At 68.5% G+C, this 6,863-nt stretch carries 6 protein-coding genes; 3 read left to right on the forward strand and 3 right to left on the reverse strand.

Annotated features, from left to right (window positions below):
• Positions 1-298 precede the first annotated feature (298 nt).
• Together E1287_RS40970 and E1287_RS40975 are read left to right on the forward strand one after the other, a co-directional pair.
• Positions 299-1,024: a ribonuclease HII gene (locus tag E1287_RS40970; RefSeq protein WP_131971166.1), complete on the forward strand. Its 726-nt coding sequence runs from the start codon at positions 299-301 to the stop codon at positions 1,022-1,024.
• On the forward strand, positions 1,021-1,335 hold the full coding sequence (locus tag E1287_RS40975; RefSeq protein ID WP_131971169.1) for a DUF2469 domain-containing protein: 315 nt from the start codon (positions 1,021-1,023) through the stop codon (positions 1,333-1,335). Before E1287_RS40970 ends, E1287_RS40975 begins: the two co-directional genes overlap by 4 nt.
• Positions 1,336-2,096: 761 nt before the next feature.
• On the opposite strand, the gene dprA is transcribed toward E1287_RS40975, so the two are convergent.
• Genes dprA through E1287_RS46125 form a run of 3 tightly spaced genes read right to left on the reverse strand, consistent with a single transcriptional unit; the run spans position 2,097 to position 5,193 of the window.
• Positions 2,097-3,290 (reverse strand): DNA-processing protein DprA, encoded by a 1,194-nt coding sequence (gene dprA / locus E1287_RS40980; RefSeq protein WP_131971171.1) that lies wholly within the window; start codon positions 3,288-3,290, stop codon positions 2,097-2,099.
• Positions 3,287-4,840: a YifB family Mg chelatase-like AAA ATPase gene (locus E1287_RS40985; RefSeq protein WP_131971173.1), complete on the reverse strand. Its 1,554-nt coding sequence runs from the start codon at positions 4,838-4,840 to the stop codon at positions 3,287-3,289. Before E1287_RS40985 ends, dprA begins: the two co-directional genes overlap by 4 nt.
• Positions 4,840-5,193, reverse strand: a complete 354-nt coding sequence (locus E1287_RS46125; protein ID WP_243719791.1) for a YraN family protein — start codon at positions 5,191-5,193, stop codon at positions 4,840-4,842. Before E1287_RS46125 ends, E1287_RS40985 begins: the two co-directional genes overlap by 1 nt.
• Positions 5,194-5,348: 155 nt before the next feature.
• Here E1287_RS46125 and E1287_RS40995 point away from each other — a divergent pair, with 155 nt between their 5' ends.
• Positions 5,349-6,260, forward strand: a complete 912-nt coding sequence (locus E1287_RS40995; protein ID WP_207934770.1) for a tyrosine recombinase XerC — start codon at positions 5,349-5,351, stop codon at positions 6,258-6,260.
• Positions 6,261-6,863: the final 603 nt, after the last annotated feature.

Genomic DNA, 6,863 nt, shown 5'->3' on the forward strand with positions numbered 1-6,863 from the left:
CTGGTGGGTGGTACCGGCAGTGTGAGAGGTGCATTGCAGTCATTCCGGAATCGATGTGGCGGTGGGTCGGTCTTCGATAGGCAGCGATCTTGGGGCCAGGGGGATGTCGTGCCGTGGGAGAGGTGGTGTCGGCCTGCTGAGGTGGGTGAGGGCGGGCACCCGCAATGTCTGACTTTCAGGACGGTGGTCGTGTGGTTTCCATAGGCCGGATTGGGCTGTCGGCGGGTGATCAGGGACATGGTGGGAACGGCGGCGTTCAGGGAGCGGCGGAGGGGCGCGGGGACGTACGCTGCGGAGCATGAAGGGTCGTCCACTTCGTTTCACGCCGCGCCGTGACGCGGGGATGCACGCCTTTGAGCGTGCCTTGGAGCATGCGGGGCTGAGCCCGGTCGCCGGCGTCGATGAGGCGGGGCGGGGCGCGTGCGCGGGGCCGCTGGTCGTCGCCGCAGTGATCCTTCAGGGCGGACGGGGAAAGATCGACGGCCTCACCGACTCCAAGCTGCTCACCCCCGCGCGACGCGAGGAGTTGTACGCCGAGGTCACCGAGCGCGCGTACGCATGGAGCGCGGTCATCATCCCGTGCCACGACATCGATCGGATCGGTCTCCACCGCTGCAACGTCACCGGGATGCGGCGGGCCCTCGCCGCCCTGGACAAGCGACCCGCCTATGTGCTCAGCGACGGCTTCCCGGTCCCTGGCCTGGACGTCCCCGGACTCGCGATGATCAAAGGGGATCAGGCGGCGGCGTGCGTGGCAGCGGCGTCCATCGTCGCGAAGGTCACCCGAGACCGGATTATGGTGGCCCTCCACGAGCGGTACCCGGAGTACGGATTCGACCTCCACAAGGGATATGTGACCCGCGCACACGGCAAGGCGCTCAACGTGCACGGACCCTGTCCAGAGCATCGGTTCTCCTACGTCAATGTGGGGCGTGCCTTGCGTAACAATGGAGAGGTGGCCTTGGTGGAGGAGACCGAAGGGGAGGTCCCCGGCGAGGGCTGCACGGAAGGGGCACGAGCGTGAGCGCCGAGGATCTCGAGAAGTACGAGACCGAGATGGAGCTGCAGCTCTATCGCGAGTACCGCGACGTTCTCGGGCTCTTCACCTATGTCGTCGAGACCGAGCGCAGGTTCTATCTCACCAACTCCGTCGATCTTCAGGTGCGCAGCGTCGACAACGGCGAAGTCTTCTTCGAGGTGACGATGCAGGACGCCTGGGTCTGGGACATGTACCGTCCTGCCCGCTTCGTCAAGAACGTGCGTGTCGTCACGTTCAAGGACGTCAATGTCGAAGAACTCGCCAAGAGCGACTTCGAGCTCCCTTCGGACGAGTGAGGTGGCTCCCTTCAGGTTGGCGTCGTAGCGCTGGTTTCTGACTCATGCAGCGTGGTGAAGCTGCTTCTGGCCATCGAACGGATGCCTGCCATGGCTCGGCGGCGATCAAGGTCCCCTTCGCGGCCGAGGTGATCGCCGCATGGGCGATGTCCCTGGCGAGATAGCGGTTGGGCGTCACTCCGGCCCGGTGTTCTGTTGGTGAAGCATCGAGGAGCAGGCTTGCACAGGACGACGTCGTCGCGGCAGAGGTGCTGTTGCAGGTGCTTGTAGTCAGGGAACGGCTCCTTTCGTCTGGGGGCGGCTCGGTGTCGTGATGCGGCACAGCACGGTGCCAAGGTCCGCGTGGGTCGGTGCGCTGACATTCGTGAGGTCGGCTTGGGATCACCCCATTCGCCAGGTGACTCCTCGTCCTCCACGAGCCGTGAGTCCCGAACTGACTGTGAGCCTCGAACTGGCCGTGCTGCGATGGCGCGGCGAGACGTGACGGGCAGCGGTGAGGGCGACTCTGCGGCGGATCGAGCTTTGCGGGAAGGCGCGTCCCGGTGGCTGTTGGTCGATTCCCCACCTCACGGTTGTCTTGACTCTGTCTGTGGCGTGAATTCGGCCATCTGGTGAGCCCGTCAGCTGTCGCGAGGCCTTGATGGACGCCGCCGCCCGCTCTGGGATCAACAGGCGCGGTCGTTGCGGCGGCTGCAGGGCGGCTTGATCCACTGACAGCGCGAGGACGGCACTAGCGGCCCGGTCGGCATGGTCTGCGTGAGTCATTCGGGCTCCTGTCGGAGAGCTATCGGAGGCTGGGAATTGCTGTCAGCCGATCCCCTGGGGGACTTGCCTACCTTGGTCAGGCGCCAACCCGAAGAGGTGCGTTCGACGAAGCCGGCGGCGGCCAGGAGCCCCAGCTTCGCGTTGATCGTCGTCAGGTCGACGCCCGCGTTGACGGCGAGCTGCGCGGGTCCAGCCGGGCCGCGGGCGGGGAACGCCTCCAGGACGGCTCGGGTGACCGGCTCCAGGCGATCGCGGGGCAGGACGGGGCTGTGTCGCGGTGGGGCGAGATCGGCGCCGAGACGTCCGACGGCTTCGATGATCTCCTCGGTTCGGGTGATGAGGGTGGCGCCGTCCTCGCGCAGGAGCCGGTGACAGCCGACCGACGACCGGCTGGTGATCGGGCCGGGCACCGCCATGACCATGCGGCCGAGCTTGGACGCCCAGGTCGCGGTGTTGAGGGCGCCGCTGCGGGCCTCGGCCTCCACGACGACCGTGCCCCGGGACAGCGCGGCGATCACCCGGTTCCGGACGAGGAACCGGAGGCGGTGCGGATGGGTTCCCGGCGGCGACTCGCTCACCAGCAGGGAACGCCGGGTGATCTCCGCGAAAAGGCCCTCGTTGGACGCCGGATACGGAACGTCGACGCCGTTGGCGAGGACGGCGACGGTGGGGCCGTCGGCGGCGAGGGCGCCCCGGTGGGCGGAAGCGTCGATGCCCAGGGCGCCTCCGGAGATCACCGTCCAGCCCGCGTCCGCCAGCTCGGAGGCGAAGTCGGCCGCGGCCCGCATGCCGTAGGGGGATGCGGCGCGGGAACCGACGACGGCGACGGAGCGCAGGCAGCTGTACCGCAGGTCGCCGGGGCCGCGCAGCCACAGCGCGTAGGGGCGGCCGCTCCCGAGATCGTCCAGCGTCGTCGGCCACTCGGGGTCACCCGGGCAGATGAGACGTCCGCGGAACCGGGCGCAGACGGCCATGTCCTGATCCGGTTCGGCGGCGATCAGGCGGATCCGCCAGTTTTCGAGACGTTTGATCTCCTTCATGTCGGCGGGCACGTCGTCGGGGAGCCGACCGGTGCGGATCGATTCGAGTGCCTGCTCCGGCCCGGAGTGGTCGATGATCCGGTTAAGGAAGGCGTCGCCGGGTTCGGCGACCGCGGTGAGGGTGGCACGGGCGGTGCGTTCGTCGCTCATTGGCGCCCCGCCGACCACAGGGTGAGCGCGCCGCCGACGTCATCCGGGCCTGGTTCGTCGTGGCCCGCCAGATCCGCGATCGTCCATGCGACGCGCAGGATGCGATCGAGACCGCGCGCGCTCAGCGCGCCCCTCTGCAGGGCTTCGTCGGCGCCTTCCATCGCCTCTGCGGAAGGCGTGAAGCGGCGGCGCAGCTCCGGGCCGGGGATCTCGGAGTTGCAGCGCCACGGCGTTCCAGCCAGGCGTCTGACCGTCCGTTCCCTGGCGAGCAGAACGCGTTCGGCCACTACCTTGCTGGACTCGGCGAACTCCAGGTCGTAGCGGAGTTCGGCTCGGCTGGCCGGTGTCAGTTCGAGCTTGAGGTCGATGCGGTCGATGAGCGGGCCGGACAGACGGGACGCATATTTGCGGCGCATGCCGGGAGCGCAGGAACAGTCGATTTGCTTGGCCGCGGCGCACGGGCAAGGATTCGCCGCCAGGACGAGCGTGAACCGCGCCGGGAAACACGCCATGCCTTCGATCCTGCTGATCCTCACTTCGCCTTCTTCGAGGGGCTGGCGAAGGGCGTCCAGCGTTCCACCGCAGAACTCCGGAGCTTCATCCAGAAAAAGAATTCCTCTGTGGGCGAGCGACACGGCGCCCGGCTGGAGGACGCGGCCGGAGCCGCCGCCGACCATCGAGGCGCGCGAGGCGGTGTGATGCGGCGCGTAGAACGGCGGCTGGGTGATGAGCGGCTGGCCCGGCCGCAGTGTTCCCGCGACGGAGTGGATCGCCGTGACCTCCAGGGCGATGTCGGGTTCCAGCGGCGGCATCAGCGTTGGGAGCCGTTCCGCCAGCATCGTCTTTCCGCAGCCGGGAGGCCCTGCGAAGAACAGATGATGGCCGCCGGCGGCACTGATCTCCAGGGCCTGGCGGGCCTCGGCCTGCCCGCGGACGTCGGCCAGATCGAGATCGAGCGGGATGTCCTGCTGCCGTATGGCGAGCCCGTCGGCGGGGAAGGATCTGCCGTCGTCTTCGTCCTCCTCGACGGGTGGCGGTTCGTCGCGCAGAAGGCAGAGGAGGCCGCGCAGTGTGCTTGCGGGCACCACCTTCATGCCCGGGACGAGTTCTGCTTCTGCAGCGTTTGCGCGTGGGACGACGACCGTCCGGCACCCCTGGTTGGCGGCCGCAAGCACAGCGGGGAGCACGCCCTGGATTGGCCGCAAGCGGCCGTCCAGGCCGAGTTCGCCGATCAGGACCAGGTCGGCGCAGGCCCGCGCCGGAATGACCTCGGCGGCCGCGAGCAACGAAATGGCTATAGCGACGTCAAAGGTCGAGCCCTTCTTCGGCATGCTCGCCGGGCACAGCGACACCGTGACATGGCGGTTGGGCCAATCCTCACCGGAATTGAAGATCGCGGCGCGGACGCGGTCGCGGGCCTCGCTGAGCGCCGTGTCCGGGAGGCCGACCAGGTGAAGGCCGGGGACCCCGCTGGTGATGGCGGCCTCCACGTCGACCACGCAGCCGTCCACCCCGACGAGGGAGACCGAGCGCGTCTTCGCGAGCGTCATCAGCACACCTCCCGCAGGTGGTCGACCGAGAAGCCGCCGCCATCGGTGACCAGGCCGAGGACGTCCACCCGCACGTGCGTGCCGCTGACGCCGTGCGCGGCTGCCCACCTCCAGGCCAGCCGCCGTAACCGGGCCGCCTTGTCCGCGTTGATCGCCTCGACCGGGTCGCCGAAGCGGGACGAGCCGCGGGTTTTCACCTCGCAGATGACGTGCCTCCGGCCGTCGTAGGCGACGATGTCGAGCTCGCCTTCGCGGCATCGCCAGTTGCGGTCGAGAATCGTCCAGCCGAGTTCGACCAGGTAGTCGACGGCGGCGTCCTCACCGCGCCGGCCGAGGCTGATGTGGGCTTTCACGGGCCTCACCTCCAGTCCTCGACGATGCCGAGCCGTGACGCTGTGTCGCTGAAAAATCACGACCTGTGGATAACTTCGGAGAACGTCTCCGGCGATTCGCCGCAAACTGGGGTCCGGTGCTTGCGTCGGCTCGGCTGTTGGCGCAGCGTGACGCTGTGACCAACGCGCTGGAAGACGCTGTCTCCGACTTCGGCCGCCACCTGCGCGCCGAACGCGACGTCTCACCGCACACGCTGCGCGCATACCTCGGTGACCTGAACGACCTGATCGGCTATGCCGCGGACATCGGCGTAACGGAACCGGCCGACCTCGACGTCTCGCTTCTGCGGGCTTGGCTCGCCCGGCAACACGCCCTAGGCCGCTCGCGCGCCACCCTGGCCCGCCGCACAGCCGCCGTTCGCGCATTCACCCGGCATCTGCACCGGCGTGGCCGGCTCTCCGACGATCCAGGGTTGCTACTCGGCACACCCAAGCGTCAGCGCGATCTCCCCGAAGTGCTCACACGGGACGAGGCGGCACGCCTCCTGGACACGATGGACACCCAAGGCCCAGTGGGGCTCCGCGACCTGGCCGTGCTCGAAATGCTCTACGCGACGGGCGTCCGGGTCAGTGAATTGTGCGGTCTCGACATCGACGACCTGGACACCGGTCGCGGCACGGTCCGGGTCTTGGGCAAGGGCGGACGCGAACGAACCGTCCCTGTGGGGGAGCCAGCGGCCCGGGCCGTCCAGGACTGGCTGCGTGCGGGACGCCCCGCCCTAGTGAACGACGACAGCGGCCCCGCGCTCTTCCTGGGCGCCCGCGGGGGACGCCTCCACCCGACAAGCGCGCGCCGTATCGTCCACGCACGGATCTCCGAGGTCGGCCAAATAACTGACATGAGCCCGCACGGCCTCCGCCACAGCGCCGCCACCCACCTGCTCGAAGGCGGAGCCGACCTGCGGAGCGTCCAGGAGATTCTCGGCCACGCCTCCCTGCAGACGACCCAGCTCTATACCCACGTGTCGGCTGAACGGCTCAAACAGGTCCACCGCCAAGCCCACCCACGCGGAGCCCAACCCGATTAGGCCGCAGACCAAGGACAAGCAGTCAGGCCCCGCCACTGCTGCGCTCTGAACCAAGCCTTCGCGGCGCACGGTGAGCCAGACGCACCAGCTGCCGCTGCGAGGTAGCGCCGGACACGATTGGCGCTATCCCTGCACGGTGTGGTGGACGGTGGTCGCTGGACCGCCCCCGTTGCCGAACGCGTGCCCCAATGCAGCGCGATAACCAGCACGCCCACTGGGTGTGCTGGTGAAAGGCGAGGTCTTCGGGGTGCTGCTGAGCGCCGCAGATATCCGTGTGGCGAGGTAGGTACTCATTGCTGATGGCTCCAGCCGCCAAGTCCCTCGAACACTCGAATACAGGTGCGCCCCCATAGGCGTGGCCTGCTGCACTCAAAAGCGCAGCCGGCCGGGTGGCACTAGTCCATGCCAAGCGGCACGCCGAGTTTCTGTGGTGTGGCGGCGGGGTTGAAGCCAGGCGTGGACAAGGGGTGTAACCAGGCGGCCTGTGGGTGACGAGCCCGCTGACAAGACGGACGGTCGCGGCCGTCGAGCACGGCCCAGGGGCCCCTGGACGAGCATTGGTCGCGGGCGGGCAGGGGGCGCCGATGGGTAAGGGCGTGAATG

This window comes from Actinomadura sp. KC06 (genome assembly GCF_004348735.1).
GTDB lineage: Bacteria > Actinomycetota > Actinomycetes > Streptosporangiales > Streptosporangiaceae > Spirillospora.

Bases quoted from the DNA above. Each gene is read 5' to 3' on its own strand.
- dprA (WP_131971171.1), bottom strand. From the start codon at position 3,290: ATGAGCGACGAACGCACCGCCCGTGCCACCCTCACCGCGGTCGCCGAA.
- E1287_RS40970 (WP_131971166.1), top strand. From the start codon at position 299: ATGAAGGGTCGTCCACTTCGTTTCACGCCGCGCCGTGACGCGGGGATG.
- E1287_RS40985 (WP_131971173.1), bottom strand. From the start codon at position 4,840: ATGACGCTCGCGAAGACGCGCTCGGTCTCCCTCGTCGGGGTGGACGGC.